Origin of the sequence: Azoarcus sp. TTM-91 (genome assembly GCF_012911025.1) — a bacterium.
In the GTDB taxonomy this organism is placed as follows: Bacteria; Pseudomonadota; Gammaproteobacteria; order Burkholderiales; family Rhodocyclaceae; genus Azoarcus.
Genome location: NZ_WUEI01000032.1, coordinates 17,019 through 37,728, shown reverse-complemented (window position 1 = coordinate 37,728; position 20,710 = coordinate 17,019). Strand labels below are relative to the sequence as shown.

Here is a 20,710-nt window from a genome sequence, read left to right as displayed (position 1 = left end):
GCAGCGGCCAGGCCCCGTCAGCGTTCCTGCCCGACCGGCTCAGGCAGCGGCTCCGGCAATGGCAACTCGTCCCCCTGCTTGATCATGAACACCTGGTAATGCACCGCCTGGGCAAGCAGGCGCAGGGCGCGCACGCTCACCAGCCGCTGGCCATCGGCCAGCAGGAACTCGCGCTGCGGCTGGAAATGGCGGCCCGGCATCAGCAGCACCCGGCCACGGCGCAGGCGCAGCGCCATCTGGTAGCGGCCGTTGGGATGCGAGATCACCGGCATCACCCTCACCGCCTCCGCCTGCGCGCCGACGAACTCGACGCCGCAACGCAGTTGCAGCCCCTCGCCGGAGAAGCCAACCCAGCGCACCAGCCCGGGCCGCCAGGCGCCGCCGACTTCGCGCAGCATCACCAGCTCGCCCGCGCGCAGCGGCTGCGGCGGAGCCTCGCCTTCCAGCTGCACGCCAGAACTGCTCTCGTTGCACACCTGCAGCACCGCCGGCGTTTCATCTTCTCCGGCGCCCTCCAGCTCCAGCGGCAGTCCGTGGAACGCCAGCGAGACCTCACCCGCCTCTGCCTGCAGCGCCCGCCAGCAATGCACCAGGCCCACCTTCAGCTCCACCTGCATCAAGCGCAACTGGCGCCGGCGCGGATGACGCCGCCGCGGCGGATTCAGCCATTCCCGCTGCAAGCGCAACAGCAGCTGCAACTCCTGGGGCGAGGCGAACTCGCCGTTCTGCAGCTGCGCCATCCGTTCGCTCAGGGCGCGGCTTACCGGAGCCAGATCCACCAGCCACCAACGTGCTTCGGCTCCGCCGACCGGCAACTCGTCCACGAACTGCGGCGGCAGATCGGCGTCATCGCGGAAAACGAAGGCACCCGGGATGTCCGGCACGTCGCGGATGCGCTGCAGGCGCAAGCCGGGCGCCTCGCGCTCCACCAGCGCGATCAGGTTCTCTATCCATTGCGGGTCCAGCCGATTGGCCGCGTTCATGCCCAGCAGCAGAATGCGGCGGTACAGCTCGCCCAGCCGCGCACCGTCGCTGCCACCACCGTCCGGCTTGCGATAGCGCTCCCACCCCTGTTCGGCGATGCAGGCGAAAAGCTGGTGGCAATCGCGCCAGAAGCCATCCGGCAGGGCGCTATAGCTGCGCGCATGGGCGCATTGCAGGCGCCAGGCGCTGAGCAGCGCACCGGTCAGCGCCTGGCGCACCGGGCCGCGCCGGAAGAAGCGCCCCGCGTCGCGGCCGAGGTCCACCGCCACCCGCTTGTAACTGGTGTGCAGGCAAAGCAGCAGTTGCTGCGCCAGCACGGCCGCACGTCGTGCTGCCAGCACCGAGGCCGCGGAACTGGCGCGCGCGGCGTCCAGCAGCGGCGGCAGCACGCTCTGCAGAGCGTGCTCATGCTGCTGCAGCATCTGCAGGCGGGCGCCGGGATCGGCGGTGAACATCACCGGCGTCTCCAGCGCGTCGAGCAGTTCCATGCCATCGACGATATGCGCCGACTCCCTGCCGCCATAGGCCGGCGGCATCGCCACACCATCCTCGTCCAGCAGGGGCTGTCTGGTCAGCGAAGCCAGGTTGAGTCGAATCATGATGGCGCGGCTTCCGGTCACGGCGGGGGGTTCTGCAAAGGAAAGGGCGACCACCGCCGGCGATACTTAATCCGGCCGTGGTCGCCCCAGGCAGCGGCCGGGAAAGCGACCGCTGTGGCAGTTGCAGCGCTGCCTACTTCTTGCTCTTGCCCTTGGGCACCACCGGCAGCGCATTCAGCAGCGCCAGCAGTTCGCCCTTCCCGCGCGTCGCCAGCAGGCTCAGGCCAGCGCGCAGCAATTCGGACTTGGTGCTCTCGCGGCCGGCCTTCAGCAGATCGGCCCGCAACTGCTTGAGTTGCGCATGCTCATGCTTGGGCAAGGAGAAGGAATCCCGCACCACTTTCTCCCGCTTGCCCGCCTTGCCGGCCTTGGCCTTGTCAGCCGGCTTGGCCTTCGTCGCCGCACCTTCCCCCTTGGCCTGCGCCTTGACCGCAGCGGCCGGTTGCGGATCGGCAACTTTCCGGGGGGCCGCCGCAGCCTTGACCGCTTTGCCGCTCTTGACGGATGCGCCGGCGGACGCGGGCGCTTTCCTGGCCGTGCCGGCGACAGCGACAGGCTTCTTGGCGGTCTCGGCCTTGGGTACGCGGGTATTGGCCGCGGCCGGCTTGGCGCCGTTGCCGCCAGCAACCTTGGCCGACGCCGGCGCAGCCTCAGCCGCCGTCCTGGCTCTGGGCGCAGGCGCGGCTGGGGCCGCGCGCTTAGCCGCCGGCTTGCCCGCCGCGCCGTTGGCAGACGCCTGCGCCGCAGCGGAAGCCGGCTTGGCGGCGGCGCCGGACGCGGGAGTGACTGAAGCCCTGGCGTTGGGCTTGGAGCGGGGTTTGGGAGCAGGCTTGCCCACAGCTTCTGGTGAGGCTGCCGGCTTTGCTGAACCACGTCCATTCGCCGCAGGCTTGCTTGCGGCGGACTGCGCCGGGCGGGCGTTGGCCGGCTTGGCCGCGACTGCCGGCGTCGTACCCGCAGGCTTTGGCGCCGCTGCCGCGGAGGGCTGAGCCGCAGCCGGTGGCGTTGCCTGCCGGGGCGCGGCATCAGCCGCCTTTGCTGCACTCACCGCCTTTGACGCTGGCGTCTTCGCCACGGCCTTTGTCGCCATCTTCGCCTTCGCTGCGGGTGGCTTGCCCGCCGCGCCAGCCTTCGCTGCGGGCGTGGAGTTGGCCGGCCGCTTCTTCGCGGTCGCGGTGCCCGCCTGCTTGTCCTGTCCTGCGGCCTGCTCCGCCGCCTTGCCGTTCTCCGCTGCCATGTCAGCTCTCCTGTGATTCCTTGCCTTGGATCTATCCAGCCCGACACCCCTTTAGCCTGACGGCATGGATCGGGCGCAACCAGGGATGGGGTAATACCATAAGGCCGAAAACCGGCGCTACCTTGCCCAGCAGCAATGCACGCGTTGCGCCTTTTCAGGACGGCATGGTTTTGATATTTCGCAAATGCGAACCATCTCCCCCTCGCTAGTCTTCCGGCCTACTCAAACCGGAATAGCGCGCATGAATCTCAGAGGCTTCATCCTTGCCACCTCCGCCGCCGTCGGCATCATTTTCCTTGGCGGCAGCTGGTTGGCGATAGGCCAGGCCTTCGATTCCGCGTTCAGCACCCACGCCCGCAGCCAGGCGAACGAGGCTGCCCGCCTCAGTTTCGCCGCCATGTACGTCGTCATGAGCCAAGGCTGGAGCCGCGCCCAGGCGGAGGAGTTCCTTGCCGGCGTGCATGGCGACGGCAGGAATGGCCTGCGGGTCGCCATCTTCCGTGGGCCTGCAGTGGAAGCACGCTACGGCAACATCGCCCAACCCGCGCCCGGCCAGCTTGTGCGGCGCGCCCTGGAATACGGCGAGTCCACCGATAAGCTGGAGGAAGGCGAGTTCCGCAGCGTACACGCGCTGAAGGCGGAATCCCGCTGCCTCGCCTGCCACGACAATGTCCGCAGCGGCGACGTGCTCGGCGCTATCGAGGTGACCCAGCCCTACGCCAAGGTGCTGCAGGACGTGCGCTTCGGCTTCTATACCACCGCGGTGCCCAGCCTGCTGTTCGGCTTGCTGCTGGCGGGCGCGGCGGTGTGGTGGGTCAGCCGCAGGATCGCCGGCAGCGTCAGCGAGGTCGAGCGCAGCCTGGAGTCCATCAACAAGGTGGCCGATCTGCGCCATCTGGTGCCGCGTGCCCGGCCGGACAGCTTTACCGAGATCGAGCGCATGCACGACGCCATCGCCGGCCTCGCCGCCCGCCTGCGCACCATCGCGGTGGACAAGGACATCCTGCTGTTCGAGATCGGCCTGCTGGAGAAATTCGTCATCACCTCGGAGGTGATACGCGACTGGCGCGCCTACGTCGGCAAGCTGCTGCAGGAGATCAACGCCATCGTCGACGCCCGGGTGCTGTTCTCGGTGTTCCAGATCGACGACGAGCTGTTCGACATCGAGATCTTCTGGCATGCCCTGCCCGACGAGGCCATCCGCCAGCACATCGAGCAGACGGTGCACGAAACCCTGCGTGCCGACACCCGCTTCAGTGAACCGGCCACGCTGAACATCCATCACCACTACCCCGACGCCGCCGACAACGCGCCCACCATAGACAGCCGCGACCTCACGCTGAGGGTGAAATCCTTCTTCGTCGATCGTCCGAAGATCGGCAGCATCGTCGGCATCGGCGTGCATTCCGGCGCCATGCTGGAGCAGACGCACAACCTGGTGATCGACTCCATCCTCTCCACCCTGCTCAACGTGGTCGGCTCCATCAAGGCCATCCACAAGTACACCCGTGACCTGGAGTACTACGCCACCCGGGACCCCCTGACTGACCTCTACAACCAGCGGGTGTTCTGGGAGTTGCTGGGCTACGAGGTGGACCGCTGCCGCCGGCACGACAGCGCCGCCACCCTGCTGGTGATCGACCTCGACAACTTCAAGCTGATCAACGACCACTACGGCCACGCCACCGGCGACCACTACCTGCAGCAGTTCGCCACCGCCATCCGCGACGCCCTGCGCAGCGGCGACGTGCTGGCGCGCTACGGTGGCGACGAGTTCGTCGTCATCCTGCCGGAGACCCAGCTCGAACAGGGATACACCCTGGCGCGCCGGGTGCTGGAAACCACCCGCCAGCTGACGGTGGACGCCCCCAACGGCGATGCGATACGCGCCACCGTTTCCATCGGCCTGGCCGTGTTCCCCGACCATGCGACTTCGGCCAAGGATCTCTTCCTGTTCGCCGACAACATGATGTACCGCGCCAAGAACGAGGGTAAGGAGCGGGTGGTGCTGCCAACCACCGAGGACGTTATGGCGGTGTTCCGCGACGTCTCCGAGATGAGCATGGCGGTGCTGGCGGCGGTGAACGAGCGCAGGGTGATTCCTTTCTTCCAGCCCATCATGGCTGTGCAGTCCGGCGCCATTGCCGCGGTGGAGGTGCTGTCGCGGCTGGAAGTCGGCGGCCAGTTGATGCGGGCGGACCAGTTCATCGAGATCGCCGAGAAGATAGGCGTGATCCACCGGCTGGACGCCATCGTCATCGAAGCCGCGCTGGAGAAGGTGCGGCAGAGCGACTACAGCGGCTACATCTTCTTCAACCTCTCGCCGCGCGCCCTGGTGCTGGCCGAGTTCGCCCGCACGCTGCGCACCGTGGTGCGCAATTCCGGCATCGCACCGGAACGCATCGTGTTCGAGATCACCGAGCGCGACACGGTGAAGAACCTGTCGCTGCTGGAGCGCTTCATCGTGGATCTGCGCTCCGAGGGCTTCCGCCTCGCCATCGACGACTTCGGTTCCGGCTTCTCCTCCTTCCACTACCTGCGTCGCTTTCCGTTCGACTTCCTGAAGATCGAGGGCGACTTCATCGCCAACATGATCCACAGCGAGCGCGACCGCATCTTCGTCCAGAGCATCACCGAACTGGCGCGGGCGTTGAAGATCGAGGTGGTGGCGGAGTTCGTCGAGTCGGCCGAGGTGCTGGCGCTGCTGAAGGACTTCGGCATCGACTACGCGCAGGGTTACCACGTCGGCCGGCCCGACCGGGAAATCCTCGGCCAGCGCATGCAACCGGAGGCCGCCGGCTAGTCATCGCAGGCGGCTGCCGGCCGCCCAAAAACAAGGCGGCGCTCACCGGAAGGTGGCGCCGCCTTGTTTTTGGGATCCGCAGCGGATGTTCAGGAATCCAGCCTGCCCGCCGCCGGGCAATTGCGCGTGCAGTTCTTCAATCCCTTCTGGCGATCCACGCACAGGCAGTACTGGCTGTTTTCCCGGCACAGGGAATCCGGCAAGGGCTCTCCCGGCTCGAAATCCTTCACCCGGGTGACCTTCAGGAAATGCAGTGCGGCCCCCAACCCCTCGAATAGCGTCAGCCGGCCGTCACCGGCATGCAGCCAGCGGCTGTCCAGCGACAGCGCGAAGCAGCCATTGCGCTGGCCGCTCACCGGGTGCAACCTCACTCGCGCCTGCTGCCGCAGCGGCGCAAATGCAAATTCAAGCCAAGTAGAAACACGCTCGACAGACTCCATCCCGAGCCCTCCTTCTTATATTGCTACGTCATCTTCGCCAGAGCAGGCCGGCGAAGGGTGTGGAAGGCGTCATTATCCCCACTTGAAGAAAAGCGGCAATCTGCAGCGCACAAAAAAATACATATTCTTTCAATCACTTCCCGGCACCACCTTACGCAGTTTTGTTGATTTCTTAATCGAACTGCGTCTGGCTATACTCCGGCCTCATTCCACTTAGAGGAGACACCATGAAACTCGAAACCCTCGCCGTGCATGGCGGTTACAGCCCTGATCCCACCACCAAAGCGGTAGCCGTTCCCATCTACCAGACCACCTCCTACGCCTTCGATGACACCCAGCATGGCGCAGATCTTTTCGACCTAAAGGTGGCCGGCAACATCTACACCCGGATCATGAATCCCACGACCGCGGTGCTGGAGGAACGCATCGCGGCGCTGGAGGGCGGCATCGCCTCGCTAGCCGTGGCTTCCGGCATGGCGGCCATCACCTACGCCATCCAGACCATCGCCGAAACCGGGGACAACATCGTCTCCGCCGCCACCCTCTATGGCGGCACCTACAATCTTTTTGCCCATACTTTCCCCCAACTGGGCATCGAAGTCCGCTTTGCCGACCACCGCGACCCGGCCGCCTTCGGCAAGCTGATCGATGAGCGCACCAAGGCGATCTTCTGCGAATCCGTCGGCAACCCGCTGGGCAACATCACCGACTTCGAGCGCCTGGCCGAGATCGCCCACCGCCACGGCATCCCGCTGATCGTGGACAACACCGTACCCACACCGTACCTGTGCCGCCCCTTCGAGCATGGCGCCGACATCGTCGTCCACTCGCTGACCAAGTACCTGGGCGGCCACGGCAATTCCATTGGCGGCGCCATCGTCGACTCCGGCAAATTCCCCTGGGCAGAGCACAAGGCCCGCTTCCGCCGCCTGAACGAGCCGGACGTGTCCTACCACGGCGTGACCTACACCGAAGCCCTGGGCGCCGCAGCCTATATCGGCCGCGCCCGGGTGGTGCCGCTGCGCAACACCGGCGCCGCACTCAGCCCCTTCAACGCCTTCCTGATCCTGCAGGGCATAGAAACGCTGGCCCTGCGCATGGACCGCATCTGCGAGAACACGCTGAAGGTGGCGGAATTCCTGCGGGCGCAGGAGAAGGTTGAATGGGTGAATTACGCCGGCCTGCCGGACCACGCCGACCACGGCCTGGTTCGCAAGTACATGGGAGGCCGCGCCTCCGGCATCCTCTCCTTCGGCGTTCGCGGCGGCCGCGAAGCCGGCGCCCGCTTCCAGGATGCGTTGAAGCTGGTGACCCGGCTGGTGAACATCGGCGACGCAAAATCCCTCGCCTGCCACCCGGCCTCCACCACCCACCGCCAGTTGGGGCCGGACGAACTGAAGCGCGCTGGCGTATCCGAAGACATGGTGCGGCTGTCCATCGGCATCGAGCACATCGACGACATCCGCGCCGACCTGGAACAGGCGCTCGCCGCGGTCTGAGCCAGACAGCCCCATAAAGAAAAACGGACGGAGATATCCGCCCGTTTTTCTTTTTACGCCCGTCCTTCCCTCAGCCGGCTACCGCATCGATGAAATGCGCCAGCGCGATGTCCTTCTCGGTGAGCCCGCCGGCGTCATGGGTGGAGAGCAGGATTTCCACCTTGTTGTAAACATTGGACCACTCGGGATGGTGGTCCATCTTCTCCGCCTGCAGCGCCACCCGGGCCATGAAGGCGAAGGCGGCGTTGAAGTCCACAAACTGGAACTTGCGCCGGATCGCCTCCCGCTCGCCATCCAGTTGCCAGGCAGGCAAGGCGCCCAACGCCTCGTTCCGCTCGGTACTGCTCAAACGTCCGCTCATCTGCTTACCCTCCATGGCAATGGCCGCAGTGCGGCCCACCCGGTCAGCGCAGCGAAAACTGTACCTGCCTGCCCTTGCCGCCGTCGGCCGCCTCGACCTTGGGCGCCAGCAGGAAGACCCGTTCCGGCGCCACACCACCGTCACCAAGCAGCCATTCCTTGACGTTCTGGGCACGCGTCTGGGCCAGCCCGCGGAAATCCTCGTCGCTCACCTTGGTGTTGGCCATGATCAGCGCTTCCATCTCCGCTACCGGCAGCGTCTTGGCGAGGCCGATGAAGTTGCGCGGCTTCTCGAATTTGCCCTGGTCGTAGACTTCCTTCAGCAGCGCCGGATATTCCTTGGCATCCACCTGGATGTCGTCCAGCGAGGGCGCCTCCTGCCCGCGCTTGACCATGGATTTCAGCTTCTCTGCCTTCACCTGGCGCTCCATCAGCGTGCGCTTCAGGCCGTCCAGGTCGGCCACCGGATCGGCCTTGCCGGTCACGTCCAGCCGCAGTGCCGGCCTGTCCTTCAGCGCTTTGGCGAGGTTGGCCAGCTTCTCCGCCTCTTCACCGCCCGGCTTGCGCGCGCCCGGCGCGAACTCGATGTAGGACAGTTCCTCGCCGCCGAACATCGACCCCAGGAGCGAGAACGGTGCGGTAACCGCCTTGCCCACCAGATTGACCAGCGCCCGCATCACCAGCCCGAACACCGAGAACTGGGGGTCGTCCAGGGTGCCGCTGACCGGCAGGTTGAGGTCGATCTCGCCACGGCCGTTCTTCAGCAGCGATACCGCCAGTTGCACCGGAAGGTTCAGCGCGTCCGGGCTGTCGACCTTGTCGCCGAAGGTGAGCTGGTCGACGAAGATGCGGTTGGTCGCCGTCAGCTTGCGGTCCTCGATCTTGTAGTTCAGGTCGGCGGACAGCTTGCCCTTCTGGATGCCGTAGCCGACGTATTTGCCGGAGTAGCTGGAGATGCCGGTGAGTTCGAAATCCTTCATCGCCAGCACGATGTCCAGGTAGCGGTCCTGGCGGAAAGGGTTCAGTTCGCCCTTCACCGACACCGGCGCGGCATTGTCCACCTTGCCGTTCAGGTCCAGCTTGGCGATGGTGGAAGGATCGGACGACAGCCCGGTCAGCTCCCCGCTCATGCCGGTGAGGTTGGCATCGTAGTTGGGCCGCACGAAGCGATCGCTGAAGGCGATGTTGCCGCCGCGGATGCGGATGCGGTTCACCTTGATCGGCGGCACCTCGGCCGGCGGCGGCACTTCGGCGCTGGCAGTGCCCTTGCCGGGCGCGGCGGCTACCGGCGCGGTTGCGGCCACCGGCCCTTGCTGGACCTGCGCCTCCGCCTCGGCGCCCGGACGGATCTCCCGCAGGTTCAGCTGCCCCTGATCGTTCAGGATCAGCCGGGTGTAGAAATCGTTCAGTGCCACATCGCCGATAGCAAGAGAGAACGGCGCCAGGCGGACGTCAATGGCGGACAGGTTGAGGACGCGCCAGCGCACGAAGTCGGTGGCGTTCAGGCGATCCACCGAGGCGAAGTCGGCCACGCCCAGGTCACCCTGGAAGCGGCCTTCCAACTCGCCGCCTCGAGCGGTCGCCAGTTGCAGCCGACCCTGGGTGGTGAGATTGCCGCGGGAGATGGCGATCTTGGTCTCTTCCAGCACATAGGGCTGCAGCGGCAGCAGATCCACCTTGCTGAGCTTGAGCTTGAGATCCGCCTTCAGCGGCTCCAGGCCGAAGGTGCCCTCCAGGCCCAGGGTGCCGTTCTTGTTGATGCGGCTGTCGAAATCGATCTTCGCCATCGCGCCTTTGGCGGTGGAGAGGTTCTCCGCCTTGAAGCTGAGGCCGTCGGCCGCCATCACCACCGGCTTGCCGGCGCTGCGGTCTTCCAGCCGCAGCGAGCTGCCGGTCAGGCTGAAACGGCCGATGCTGGCGGTCCATGCCGGACCACTGGCGCCGCCGCTGCTCTTGCCCATCAGGCGTTCGAGGTCCAGGCTGCCATCGGCCAGGCGCACGGCGGACACCGACGCGCCGGAGATGCCGAGCTCGCCCACCTTGGCGCTGCGCCCGGACACATCCACCTCGGCATCCGCCACCTTTACCGCCGGCACCTTGATCGCCGCGTCCTTGCTGCCCTTGAGTGCCAGTACGAAGTCGCGCAAGGCCACGGTTTCCGCGTTCACCTTGATCTCTGGCTCCTTGCCGCCCAGCTTCAGGTGATAGCGCAGCGCCGCATCCAGCTTGGCGTCGCGCAGCTCGCCGCCGGGCAGCGCCTCGGCGAAATAGGCGGCGTAGCGCGCCGGCTGCAGGGTCTCGATCAGCACCGAGCCATCCAGCTCGACATTCGGCGTCAGCCGCAGCTGATCCTGGTGGCTGAACTTCTCGCCACCGTCGGTGTGGTAATCCAGCCGGATGTCGGCCGGCATGTCGCCAGTGTTGGCAAGGTCGCGCAGGTCCAGATTGATTGCCTCAAGCCGGGCCACGAAGGGCTTTTTGAAACCGTCATCGGTGAAGCGGACCACGCCATCGCGGATGCGCGCCTGCGCCAGCAGGAAGCTGAGCGGAGCAGCATCCGCTGCAGGCGTCGCCTCGGCCGGAGCCTCCTTGCCCGCGGACCTGCGCCCGGTGTCCTTGGCTCCGCCGTCGGTCTTGGGCAGCAGGCCCATCAGATTCAGCGAGCCGTCGGCCCGGCGTACCACGTCGATCTCCGGTTGCTGCAGTAGCAGCCGGGAGAAATGCCAGCGGTTGGCCAGCGGCTGGACGTCGGCGAACTCCACCCCCAGCTCACCGATGGATACGGCGGGCTGGCCTTTCTTGTCCTGCACCACCAGGCCGTTCAGCTGCGCCTGGCCTTTCAGCGTCACCGCGGGCTGGCCGTCCGCCGGCTGGGAGAAGCCGACTTCCAGGTTGGTCGTCAGCGTGCCGGAGGGGATCAGGAAGCCGGGTTCGAACGGCAGGTATGCCAGCCAGCGCGACACCTCGAAGTCCTTGAGAGCGATGTCGAGCACGGTTTCCCGCGTCTCGCTGAAGGGCTTGCTGCGGCCGGTGAGCACCAGGTCGTCGCCATTGACCTTGGCCGAGAGCTTGGGCTCGACGAAGACATCCACCTTGACCGGCAGGTTGGAGACGAAGGGCACGCCGATGTTCAGCTCGCTGATCTCGTGCTTCAGGCCCTTGGTCTTGTCGTCGATCTCGATCCGGCCGCCGTCGATGCTAATGTTGCCAATGGAGAAGCGCGTCTCGCCGGCATCCTCTTCCGGTGGCGTGGCCAGACGCTCGATGACGTCGGACCAGTTGCTGCGGCCCTCGCCCTCGTTCACCAGATGCACCCGCGGCCCGCGCACCGCCAGTTCATGCAGCACCGGCCCGCCCCGCAGCAGGGATTCCAGCTCCAGGTTGGCGCGCAGCAGCTCTATGGCCAGCGCCTCGCCACCGCCGCCGGCCTCCATCACCTTGACGCCATGCACCTCGGCCGTAAGCGTGAAGGGGTTGAAGCCGATGCGCTCTATGGAAACCTCGCGCCCCAGCTTGTCGTTCAATATCTGCACCGCGTAGTGGCGCGCCACCGGGGGCACCACGCCGAAGCCGAGCACCGCAACCGCGGCCACCAGGCCCACTCCCCACTTCGCCGGGCGCACGAACCGCTTCATGCGGGCGGAGGAGATCGGGTCGGGGGTCGATTCAGTCATCAAAACGCTCCATACAGGACTACCTGTTTTTCTGTTCTTGCTTGCCATCCGGCGGCTCCCGCCACCCGCGGCAGCCAGCGGCTGCCGCCTCGTCTCGTGTTCTCGATTGCCGCTATGCAGCGCGGCGCGTATTCTGCGCCGCTTTCAACGCTTCAGGCACCCACTTGGCTGACCAGACCTTCGACCTCGTCGTCATCGGCGCCGGCGCGGCGGGCATGATGTGCGCCGCCACCGCCGGCCAGCGAGGCCGTCGCGTGCTGCTGCTGGACCACGCCACGAAGCTGGCGGAGAAGATCCGCATTTCCGGCGGCGGGCGCTGCAACTTCACCAACCTCAAGGTCTCGGCGGACAACTACCTGTGCCGCAACCCGCATTTCGTGCGCTCGGCGCTGTCGCGTTACACGCCGCGGGATTTTATCGGGCTTGTGGAGCGCCATGGCGTCCGATACCACGAAAGATCCTGGGGCCAGCTTTTTTGTGACGATTCCGCTCAGGACATCATCGACCTGCTGCGGGCCGAGTGCGATGACGGCAAGGTGCGCTGGAACACGCCAGTCACCATCCAGGCGGTGGAGGCCACTGGCGAGACCACGCCGGATGCCACCCGGTTCATCGTCCATACCGATGCCGGCCAGTACCTTGCCCGCAGCCTGGTGATCGCAACCGGCGGCCTGTCCATCCCCAAGATCGGCGCCACGCCGTTCGGCTACCGCATCGCCGAGCAGTTCGGCCTGCCGGTGGTGGCGCCGCGGCCGGCGCTGGTGCCGCTCACCCTGCCGCCGGAGACCCTGGAGCGGCTGGCGCCGCTGGCCGGCATTTCCTTCGAAGTGCAGGCGCGCTGCCGCGGCGGCGAATTCCGCGAAGCGGCGCTGATCACCCATCGCGGCTTGTCCGGCCCGTCCATCCTGCAGGTCTCTAGCTACTGGCAGGCCCAGGCCTACGAAGACGGCGACTGGGAAGCGGTGGGCCTCAACCTGCTGCCGGACGTGGACGCCGAATCCTGGCTGCTGTCCCATGCAGGCGAGCGCGCCCTGCTCGGCAACCTGCTCGCCGAGCATCTGCCACGGCGCTTCGCCCATGCCTGGTGCGAACTGCATGGCTGGCAACGGCCGCTCAACAGCTTCCGCCACGCCGAACTGCGCCAGGTTGCCGCCACCCTCGCCGACTGGCGGCTGGCGCCCTCCGGCACCCAGGGCTATGCCAAGGCGGAGGTCACGCTGGGCGGCGTGGACACCCAGGCGCTGTCGTCCAAGACCATGGAAGCGCGCAAGCAGCCCGGGCTGTACTTCATCGGCGAGGTAACGGACGTCACCGGCCACCTCGGCGGCTACAACTTCCAGTGGGCCTGGTCCTCCGGGCACGCGGCCGGCGAGCACGCCTGAGCCGCCCTCCTCCGGCGTCGTCATCACCCTGTCACAGCACGGGACCACGCTGGCGGCGTCATCCTGATCGTCCGCCGCAGATGCAAGAAAAGCAGGTCCGCAGCATCTTCCTGTCCGACGTCCACCTCGGCACCCGTGGCTGCCAGGCGGACCGTCTGCTGGACTTCCTGCGCCACTATGAATCCGAACACCTCTACCTGCTCGGCGACATCGTCGATTTCTGGGCGATGAACCGCAGCATCTACTGGAGCGCCACCCAGAACACGGTGGTGCAGAAGATGCTCCGGCGGGCGCGCAAGGGCACTCAGGTGATCTTCATCCCCGGCAACCACGACGAAGCGCTGCGCGAATACATCGGCATCACCTTCGGCGACATCCGGCTGGAGTCGGACTGGATACACCAGACCGCCGACGGCCGCCGCTTCCTGCTGCTGCATGGCGACGAATACGACCAGGTGACGCGCTACCACCGCTGGGTCGCCGTCATTGGCGACGTCGCCTACAACACCCTGGTGCGGCTCAACACCTGCCTGTCGCGCATCCGGCGCCGGCTGGGCATCTCCGGCTACTGGTCGCTGGCCGGCTACGCCAAGCGCAAGGTGAAAACGGCGGTGAGCTTCATCTTCGACTTCGAGGATTCGGTGGTGCGCGGCGCCCGCGAGCGTGGCGTGGATGGCGTGATCTGCGGCCACATCCACTGGGCGGCGATCAAGGAAATCGGCGGCATGAGCTACATCAACTGCGGCGACTGGGTGGACAGCTGCACCGCCATCGTCGAGCACATGGACGGCCGCCTGGAACTGGTGGAATGGAACGCCAGGCCGGCCGCGCTGCTGGCGCCGCCCAAGCCCGCCAGCAACGAAGAAGACGAGACCGCGCTGGCGCGCTAGACCGGCGCCCGCTTCACTCGCAGCAGCGGCAGGTAGGCGCAGAACTGCACCGCCAGCAGCCCACCGAAGGCGATCTTGAGCGCGACATCCAGCGCATGGCCGGCCAGTTGCAGGCCATCCAGCGCCAGCCCCATGCCCCACTGCACCGCGAAAGCCCCGGCGAACGCCATGAGGTTCACCGCCGTGCTCACCCGGCCGAACTGCGCCCGCGGAAAATAGCCGGCGGCCGCCAGGTAAGACTGGGAATTGACAGCGGAGAACACGCCGAACAAGCACCAGGCCAGCCCCAGCGGCAGGCAGTCGATCAACAACGCCAGTTCCACCAACAGCATGCCGGCGTAGCCCACCCGCAGTATGGCCGGCGAGCGGATGCCACTGCGCGCCAGCCGGGTGCCGAACAGGCCCATCGCCAACTGGCCGGCCAGCATGCCGAGGTTGAGGATCAGCAGGTAGCGCGCCGCCCCCGCCAGCTCCAGCCCGCTGACGTTCATCAGCCAGGGCACCACCCACAGCCCCTGCAAGGCCATGAAGCCGCCGGTAAAGAAGGTGGCCGCCCCGGCATAGCGCAGGAAGTCCCGCGAACGGAAGATGGCGGCCACCGAGGCCAGCGCGGCAGCGAGCGTGTCCTGGCCGGTATGCGGCGCTTCGTCCGGCAGCGAAATGAAGATCCAGGCCGAGGCCAGCAAAGCGCAGGCGGTGATGCCCCAGAACAGACCGCGCCAGCCCAGCAGCGGCAGCAGCGCCTCCAGCGGCGCACTGGCGGTGAGGGCGCCCAGCGCGCCGGCGGCCATGATGAAGCCGGTCATGGAGCCGTGGCGCTCCGGCGGATACCACATCGCGAAGCCCTTCAGCCCGGCCATCAGGCAGGCGGACACGCCCAGCCCGAGCAGGCCGCGGGCAAGGCCCAGCGAGGCCAGCGAATCGCCGGTGGCGAAGGCGACCCCGCCCAGGGCGGTGACCAGCAGCAGGCTGCCCTCCACCCGGCGCGGACCGTAGCGATCCAGCGCGATGCCGATGGGAATCTGCATCAGCCCGAAGGCGACGAAATAGGCGCTGGTCAGCAGGCCCAGTTCGGCGGCGGACAGGCCCAGCTCGGCGGAAAGCGCCGGCGAGATCACCGCATTCACGGTGCGCAGCAGGTAAGAGAGGTAGTAACCGAGAGCGAAAGGCAGGAAAACCCGGCCCAGGGTGCTGGGGAGCTGAGCGGACGACATCGGTAGTAGCGGCGGGAAGGCGGTGGAAGAGGCAAAGGAAGGGGAAGGCGGGCATTCTGCCTGCCGCCGCAAGACATGGGTCAACCGAGGCAGCAGCTGCGCCGGTATCCACACACCCGCCCCTCGCCTCTCAGGCAGTGCGGCGGGAGCGACTACAGTCTCTGCCACCGGTAGCCGCGACCCGGCAGGCTGCTCTCCGATATGGAAGCCCGCCCCATCTCGCAGTGCACAACAATCGGGGCATACCACGCATAATGTGCATCGGCGTGGCCTCTCCAGGCGGCGTCCGCCCCCAACCGACCTTTCAAGACGGGAGCCCTCATGCTGCTCGAAAAAGACCCCGCTCATGCCTTTGTCCCCTACCCGGCGGTGGCCGTCGCCCATGCGCCCGCCGGGCCGCTTGCCGGCCTCAGCTTCGGCGTCAAGGACCTGTTCGATGTCGCTGGCTATCCCACCGGCGGCGGCAACCCGCATGTGCTCGCCCTGTCCGGCATCAAGACCGCCACCGCCCCCGCAGTCCAGATGCTGCTGGATGCCGGCGCGCGCTTCGTCGGCAAGACCTATACCGACGAACTCGCCTTCTCCATGAGCGGGCTCAATGCCCACTTCGGCGTGCCGCGCAACGGTGCCGCGCCGGAGCGCACGCCCGGCGGCTCCTCTTCCGGCTCGGCGGCGGCGGTCTCCAACCGCTTGGTGGATTTCGCCATCGGCACCGATACCGGCGGCTCCATCCGCTGTCCGGCCAACCACTGCGGTCTCTTCGGTCTGCGCCCCAGCCACGGCCGCATCACCCTGGAAGGCAGCCTGGATCTCGCCCCCAGCTTCGACACCCTGGGTTTCTTCACCCGCGACAGCGTCACGCTGGCGCGCGTGGGAGCCGTGCTGCTGGGCGAGGACAGCGCCGCGCTACCCGGCACCGTGCGCCTGCTCTATCCGGAAGATGGCTGGAGCTTGCTGGACGGCGCCGTCAGGCAGGCTCTCCAACCCGCGCTGGAGCGCGTGGAGGCCGCTCTCGGCAGCGCGAGCCTGGTCCGCATGGCCAGCGCCGGCACCGACCGCAACTTCTCCGCCTTCCGCCACATCCAGGGCCGGGAAGCCTGGGAGAGCGACGGCGAAATGATAGAGCGCTACGGCCTCGTGCTCGGCCCCGGCGTGCGCGAGCGCTTCGCCTGGGGACGCAGCGTCAGCAACGAGAAGCTGGAAGAAAGCTGGCAGGTGCTGCGCGAGGTCCAGGCGGAAATCGCCGAACTGCTGGGAGAAGACGGTGTGCTGGTGCTGCCCACCATGCCGGACATTGCCCCGCTGCTGACCACCGGCGAGGCGGCGCTGGACGAATATCGCAACGCCTCGATCAAGCTGCTCAGCCTCGCCGGCCTCTCCGGATGCCCGCAGCTGTCGATGCCCCTCGCCACGCGCCTGGGCGCGCCGCTGGGCCTGTCGTTGATCGGCCCGGCCGGCAGCGACCGCAGCCTCGTCGCGCTCGCGGGCCGAATCGCGGCTTGAACACTCCACGGCACGGAAGATCCACGTCTTCCGCGCCAGCGTGGCGGTCCATGCGCCGGCCGACGCGCTGCGGTACCGGTCCTGCCTGCCCCGGCGCTGCAGCCCTTCCCCGGCGACCCGCAACCGTCTACTAGTGCACCGCCCCCATGGGGCCGCTCGCGATCAGGCTGGCGCCGCAGGCTGTCTTCATCCCGTGCAGCGCCACCGGCACGCCGTCGACGCTGTAGCAGGCACTGCCTTCGACGATGGGGAATACCCCCTTGCACTTCGGGCAGCTCACCTTGTGCCCCACGCCGGCAATCGGCCTGCCATTGAGATCGGTCTGGCCGAAGCCTTCCAGCACGGTGCCGCCGTGATCGGTGCTGTCACCCTTGCGCACGATGTCCATCGCCAAGCTCCGTCAGCCCTTCATCCCCGGGCGCCGGCATTAGCCGGCGCCGCCATGGCCTGTTTCCGGCGGGGCATGGTGTTGTCCATCAACAGCGTTCGCGGCAGTGCGAAGCCCCGGAAAAGCTGCTGGGTGAAGGGATTTTCGCGCTTGTCCGCCGTCACCCGGTAACGCATCCCCCCGTCGGTCGCAACAAAGCTCAGATCCACCGCGATCTCGCTCGCGCCGTTGAGCTGAGCCTGGCTGAACAGCCTGAACATCGACCAGGGGCCGCGATAGGCCACACCGCTGCTGTTGCCCTCGCCCCCCACCAGCGTGATGCGGCTCTCCCCCCCGCCACTGGCTCCGCTGAGGGTGTTGGGCCAGATCAGCGCGGTGGGAGCGGTCGCGCCATGGCTGTAGCCGACCAGCTGGCCCTCGATGTTGAGCACGCTGCTACGCCGGGTCGCCGTCAGGCCCAGGGGTTCGACGGAGAACTGGATCCCCAGGTTGCCCCGGCTGCCGAAGAAGGCATCCCGTATCCGGTCCGCCGCCTGCAGCTGGGTGAGCAGGTCGGTACGCAGCAGATGGCCACCCAACCGTTCGGAGTACAGGGCCTCCAGATTGTCTTCGAGCAGGACTCTCAGATACTGCGCCTTGAACTGCTGCAGCTTGCCCTGCGGGCCGAAGAAGGCGGCAAAGTCGTCCAGGGAGACTTCCTGCCGGCTGCCGGGGCTGAAGGGATAGCGTCCTGCCAGGCGCTCGTTGTAGAAGCGGAAGACGTCCGCATCCCAGCGTCGCTCCAGCTCGGTCAGCGCCTCTATCATCAGGACCAGGGAAGACTCGTCAGCCAGCTTGCCGACCTGCCGGTTCAGTGGCTGCGGCAAGCCCGCGGCAGCGCGGCGGAGATTGCCTATGGGATCCGGCCCCTTCATCGCCAGCCGGTCCAGCACAACGCCCAGGGCCGCCTTGCCGCGGTTCGGGCTGTCATGCACGCCCTTCAGCAGCTCCTGCACGCCGGCGATGAGTTGCATGGTCTCGTCCAGATAGGCCGCTTTGTCGCCCTTTGCCACCAGCAAGCCGGTGAGCGGCGCGAAGTTGCTCACGATGTTGCCAGCCTGCGGCGCTGCCGCTGCCGCCGCCACCGCGGCCCCGGCCGCCGCGTCGTCCTTGTCCCCGGCTGCGGGCACCAGCCCCTCGGTATTGTCACGGACCGTCTCCAACAGACGGCGCAGGGGCGCAGCCGGCCCGGTCACGCTGCCCAGCACATTGACAGCCTGATTGAGGTCATCGAAATCCCGCACCTCGAGCCGGTTCAGGTTGCGCTGCCAGGTGTCGATGTAGTCACGGTGGTAGATGGCGCGGATGCGTTCGGCGAGGGCGTCCCGATCGGCCTGGGAATAGTCGATGCTGCGCCGCTCGCCCAACGCCCACTGGTCGATGATTGCCAGATCCGCCATGCCTTTGCTGTTCGGCTCGAAGTAGCGCAGGTAGCCCTTCGCGGTGAGCAGGGCATCTATCCGGCCGTTGGCCGGCGGGCGGCCGGGCTCTTCGGCCGCATTGGAGGTCTGATAGACGATGTCGAAGGCGGGGCCGATCTCGCTGCGCAGGTCCAGCGGCGTGCGCAGCACCTGGCCCGCCTCGCCGCGCATACTCAGGTACACCCGCTGGGGCATCGGGATCTGCCGCAACTTGTTCTGGACCTGGGCCACCCGCGACCGGTACTGGGGCAGATCGGTATCCACATGCGCCATCGCGTAATCCAGGTGGCCCTGCAGCGCCAGCTGGACCTCGTTCTCGCCGGGGAAGGCGGACTGCCACTGCTTCGCCATCCATTCCTGCACGATGGGCGCGCGGCGGCTCGGCCGCTCCTCGATCATGCGATAGACCCGCAAGGCCGCCAGCTGCGCGTCGCTGCCGGCCTGCGGCGACTCCATGGCGGCCATGACTCCGCCGGCCACCTGGGGCAGGAAGCGCTGGCCGAGCAGCGACATGTAGGCCTCGTCCACCTTGGGTCCGATCTGCCGCCCCGGGTACAGCCCCATGTCCGACACCAGCGGCCAGGACGCCCGGTAATCGCCGAATACCAGGACTGCGCTGCGGATCTGGTTGAGGGGAGCCAGCAGGTTGCGGCCAGTCGGATCGGCGCCGCCATCGATGACGTGCGCGCCAAAGCCGCCGCTGCGCTCCAGCACCATCGCCGTCCTGTCCCGGTTCACCGTGTAGAAGTGATACCAGCCGGCGACCACCAGCAGGCTGCCCAGCGTCGCCACGCCGGCGCTCAGGGCCAGCGCCCGCCTTTTCGCCGCGATCACCTTGAGGTTGTCGCTGGCCAGCCCGGCTTCGGGATAGATGACGGACTGGAACAGCTGCCGGGCGAAATACACCACTGCCCGCCCACCGGGCTGGGCATCGGCAATCGACGGCGCAATGCCGTAGCTGTGGGCAGCATTGCCAACGAAGGCGTTGCAGAGCAGGCCCTGCTGGTAAACCGAAGAGAAGTAGACACCCCGCGGCAACGCCGGCGTGGCGTAGCGGTCACTGCCCAGCACGTCGGCCAGGAAGCCCAACAGCAGCAGCCGCATGCCGGCCAGTTGGCGGATGAGGGAAAACAGGGCTTCGCGTTCCTCCAGTGCCAGGGCGGCACTCAGCGCATCGAAGACCTGCTCGTTCAGCCGCTTCACGAATTCGTCATAGCGCTGCCCCAGCTCGGCAAGCCAGGCGTCGTAATCGTGTACCGAGTCCAGCGAGAAGGTGAAGCCGAAGATGTCCTCCCGAACCGCCTTCGGCAGGCGGGCGAAGAAGACCTCGAAGCCCTCGAGGCGGTCGAACTTGCTCAGCACCACATAAAGCGGCGGCCGCATCCCCAGTTGCCGGCAGAGTTCGGCCAACCGGGAGCGCAGCAGGATGGCCAGCGCCTTGCGGTCGCTGGCCGGAAGGCCAAGCAGGCTCACCAGGTCCACCATCAGCACCACGCCGTTGAGCGGACGCCGGCTGCGGTTGCGCGCAAGCCAGGCTATCAAGTGCGTCCACAGCCTGGCGTGGGTGCCGGCCGGCAGGTATCCACCGCCGCCTTCGCCCTGTGCTGAGGGCGGCTGCGCCGCCTCCCCGCCTCCTGCGGGAACAGGCTCATCCTCCCACGCCATCTCGGCATCCTGCGGTTGGCTGACGAATTCGCCCGGCGGATCTATCAGCACTGCCTCGTTGCCCATCCACCAATCCACCGGATAGGCGAGGTCGGGATCATCGAGCAGGCGGCCGCTGCCGGCCTTGGCCTCGCCCGTCAGGGAGAAGCTCTGGTTGCTGCGGTTGATGAAGCTGGTCTTGCCGGTGTTTTCCTGCCCCAGCACCAGGTACCAGGGCAACTGATAGAGCGCATTCCGCCCCTCCAGATGGGCGCGTAGCATCGCGAGACTACGGTCCAGCGCACGCTCCTGAGCCTCCACATGGCGCAGGCAAGGATCCTGTGCGTGCTGCACGTCCCGCTGCCGCTCGGCCTCCAGACGGCGGTTGCGCCGCTGCAGCCGTAGCGCCCAGAGCAGCATGGGCAGCATGAGCAGGATCACGGTTGCCAGCACGCGGGCGGTCAGGCTCTCCAGCGGGCGATAGTCCCGCCACGCAAGTTGCGGCCCCAGCCACCACAGGGCGATCAGCAGGAACACCAGCCCGAGCACCAGCAACAAGGGCATACCCTGCCCGATCCAGCGCAGCGCGGTGAGGCCGCTGCGCTTCAGGAAAGACCTGTTCTTCCACATATC

13 protein-coding genes are annotated in these 20,710 nt (G+C 67.1%); 5 read left to right on the top strand and 8 right to left on the bottom strand.

Annotation, left to right across the window (positions count from 1 at the left end; all coding sequences use genetic code 11):
* Positions 1-17: 17 nt before the first annotated feature.
* Together GRF61_RS11195 and GRF61_RS11190 are read right to left on the bottom strand one after the other, a co-directional pair.
* The gene (locus GRF61_RS11195; protein ID WP_169150737.1) at positions 18-1,583 is read right to left on the bottom strand and encodes a hypothetical protein; all 1,566 of its coding nucleotides are present in this window, start codon (positions 1,581-1,583) and stop codon (positions 18-20) included.
* Between the two features lie 133 nt (positions 1,584-1,716).
* On the bottom strand, positions 1,717-2,820 hold the full coding sequence (locus GRF61_RS11190; RefSeq protein ID WP_169150736.1) for a transcriptional regulator: 1,104 nt from the start codon (positions 2,818-2,820) through the stop codon (positions 1,717-1,719).
* A gap of 241 nt (positions 2,821-3,061) precedes the next feature.
* On the opposite strand from GRF61_RS11190, the gene GRF61_RS11185 reads away from it, so the two are divergent.
* Positions 3,062-5,623 carry a bifunctional diguanylate cyclase/phosphodiesterase gene (locus GRF61_RS11185; protein ID WP_169150735.1) on the top strand — a complete coding sequence of 854 codons (2,562 nt, stop codon included), beginning with the start codon at positions 3,062-3,064 and terminating at the stop codon, positions 5,621-5,623.
* 89 nt (positions 5,624-5,712) lie between these two features.
* Here GRF61_RS11185 and GRF61_RS11180 read toward each other — a convergent pair whose 3' ends face one another.
* Positions 5,713-5,994: a hypothetical protein gene (locus GRF61_RS11180; protein ID WP_169150734.1), complete on the bottom strand. Its 282-nt coding sequence runs from the start codon at positions 5,992-5,994 to the stop codon at positions 5,713-5,715.
* A 296-nt stretch (positions 5,995-6,290) separates the two neighbouring features.
* Between GRF61_RS11180 and GRF61_RS11175 the strand changes: the two genes are divergently transcribed.
* Positions 6,291-7,562: a bifunctional O-acetylhomoserine aminocarboxypropyltransferase/cysteine synthase gene (locus GRF61_RS11175; protein ID WP_169150733.1), complete on the top strand. Its 1,272-nt coding sequence runs from the start codon at positions 6,291-6,293 to the stop codon at positions 7,560-7,562.
* A gap of 70 nt (positions 7,563-7,632) precedes the next feature.
* Here GRF61_RS11175 and GRF61_RS11170 read toward each other — a convergent pair whose 3' ends face one another.
* Entirely contained in the window at positions 7,633-7,938 is a 306-nt protein-coding gene (locus tag GRF61_RS11170) for a 4a-hydroxytetrahydrobiopterin dehydratase (protein WP_282447185.1), read from the bottom strand.
* Between the two features lie 28 nt (positions 7,939-7,966).
* Positions 7,967-11,596 carry a DUF748 domain-containing protein gene (locus GRF61_RS11165; RefSeq protein ID WP_169150731.1) on the bottom strand — a complete coding sequence of 1,210 codons (3,630 nt, stop codon included), beginning with the start codon at positions 11,594-11,596 and terminating at the stop codon, positions 7,967-7,969.
* A gap of 164 nt (positions 11,597-11,760) precedes the next feature.
* Between GRF61_RS11165 and GRF61_RS11160 the strand changes: the two genes are divergently transcribed.
* Together GRF61_RS11160 and GRF61_RS11155 are read left to right on the top strand one after the other, a co-directional pair.
* A complete protein-coding gene (locus GRF61_RS11160) occupies positions 11,761-12,978 on the top strand; it encodes an NAD(P)/FAD-dependent oxidoreductase (protein WP_169150730.1) in 1,218 nt (405 codons plus the stop codon).
* A gap of 80 nt (positions 12,979-13,058) precedes the next feature.
* Positions 13,059-13,868 carry a UDP-2,3-diacylglucosamine diphosphatase gene (locus GRF61_RS11155; protein ID WP_169150729.1) on the top strand — a complete coding sequence of 270 codons (810 nt, stop codon included), beginning with the start codon at positions 13,059-13,061 and terminating at the stop codon, positions 13,866-13,868.
* Here the strand turns inward: GRF61_RS11155 and GRF61_RS11150 are convergent.
* On the bottom strand, positions 13,865-15,082 hold the full coding sequence (locus tag GRF61_RS11150) for an MFS transporter (protein WP_169150728.1): 1,218 nt from the start codon (positions 15,080-15,082) through the stop codon (positions 13,865-13,867). The two genes, GRF61_RS11155 and GRF61_RS11150, sit on opposite strands and share 4 nt — an antisense overlap.
* A 321-nt stretch (positions 15,083-15,403) precedes the next feature.
* On the opposite strand from GRF61_RS11150, the gene GRF61_RS11145 reads away from it, so the two are divergent.
* Positions 15,404-16,585: an amidase gene (locus GRF61_RS11145; RefSeq protein WP_211165901.1), complete on the top strand. Its 1,182-nt coding sequence runs from the start codon at positions 15,404-15,406 to the stop codon at positions 16,583-16,585.
* A gap of 130 nt (positions 16,586-16,715) precedes the next feature.
* Here the strand turns inward: GRF61_RS11145 and GRF61_RS11140 are convergent, their stop codons facing one another.
* A complete protein-coding gene (locus GRF61_RS11140) occupies positions 16,716-16,973 on the bottom strand; it encodes a PAAR domain-containing protein (protein WP_169150727.1) in 258 nt (85 codons plus the stop codon).
* A 20-nt stretch (positions 16,974-16,993) separates the two neighbouring features.
* Complete coding sequence (gene tssM / locus GRF61_RS11135; protein ID WP_169150726.1) at positions 16,994-20,707, bottom strand: type VI secretion system membrane subunit TssM; 3,714 nt, start codon at positions 20,705-20,707, stop codon at positions 16,994-16,996.
* Positions 20,708-20,710: the final 3 nt, after the last annotated feature.

Excerpts from the sequence above, each read along its gene's own strand:
- GRF61_RS11195 (WP_169150737.1), bottom strand. The coding sequence starts at position 1,583 with ATGATTCGACTCAACCTGGCTTCGCTGACCAGACAGCCCCTGCTGGAC.
- GRF61_RS11190 (WP_169150736.1), bottom strand. The coding sequence starts at position 2,820 with ATGGCAGCGGAGAACGGCAAGGCGGCGGAGCAGGCCGCAGGACAGGAC.
- GRF61_RS11185 (WP_169150735.1), top strand. The coding sequence starts at position 3,062 with ATGAATCTCAGAGGCTTCATCCTTGCCACCTCCGCCGCCGTCGGCATC.
- GRF61_RS11175 (WP_169150733.1), top strand. The coding sequence starts at position 6,291 with ATGAAACTCGAAACCCTCGCCGTGCATGGCGGTTACAGCCCTGATCCC.
- GRF61_RS11170 (WP_282447185.1), bottom strand. The coding sequence starts at position 7,938 with ATGGAGGGTAAGCAGATGAGCGGACGTTTGAGCAGTACCGAGCGGAAC.
- GRF61_RS11165 (WP_169150731.1), bottom strand. The coding sequence starts at position 11,596 with ATGACTGAATCGACCCCCGACCCGATCTCCTCCGCCCGCATGAAGCGG.
- GRF61_RS11155 (WP_169150729.1), top strand. The coding sequence starts at position 13,059 with ATGCAAGAAAAGCAGGTCCGCAGCATCTTCCTGTCCGACGTCCACCTC.
- GRF61_RS11150 (WP_169150728.1), bottom strand. The coding sequence starts at position 15,082 with ATGTCGTCCGCTCAGCTCCCCAGCACCCTGGGCCGGGTTTTCCTGCCT.
- GRF61_RS11145 (WP_211165901.1), top strand. The coding sequence starts at position 15,404 with ATGCTGCTCGAAAAAGACCCCGCTCATGCCTTTGTCCCCTACCCGGCG.
- GRF61_RS11140 (WP_169150727.1), bottom strand. The coding sequence starts at position 16,973 with ATGGACATCGTGCGCAAGGGTGACAGCACCGATCACGGCGGCACCGTG.
- tssM (WP_169150726.1), bottom strand. The coding sequence starts at position 20,707 with ATGTGGAAGAACAGGTCTTTCCTGAAGCGCAGCGGCCTCACCGCGCTG.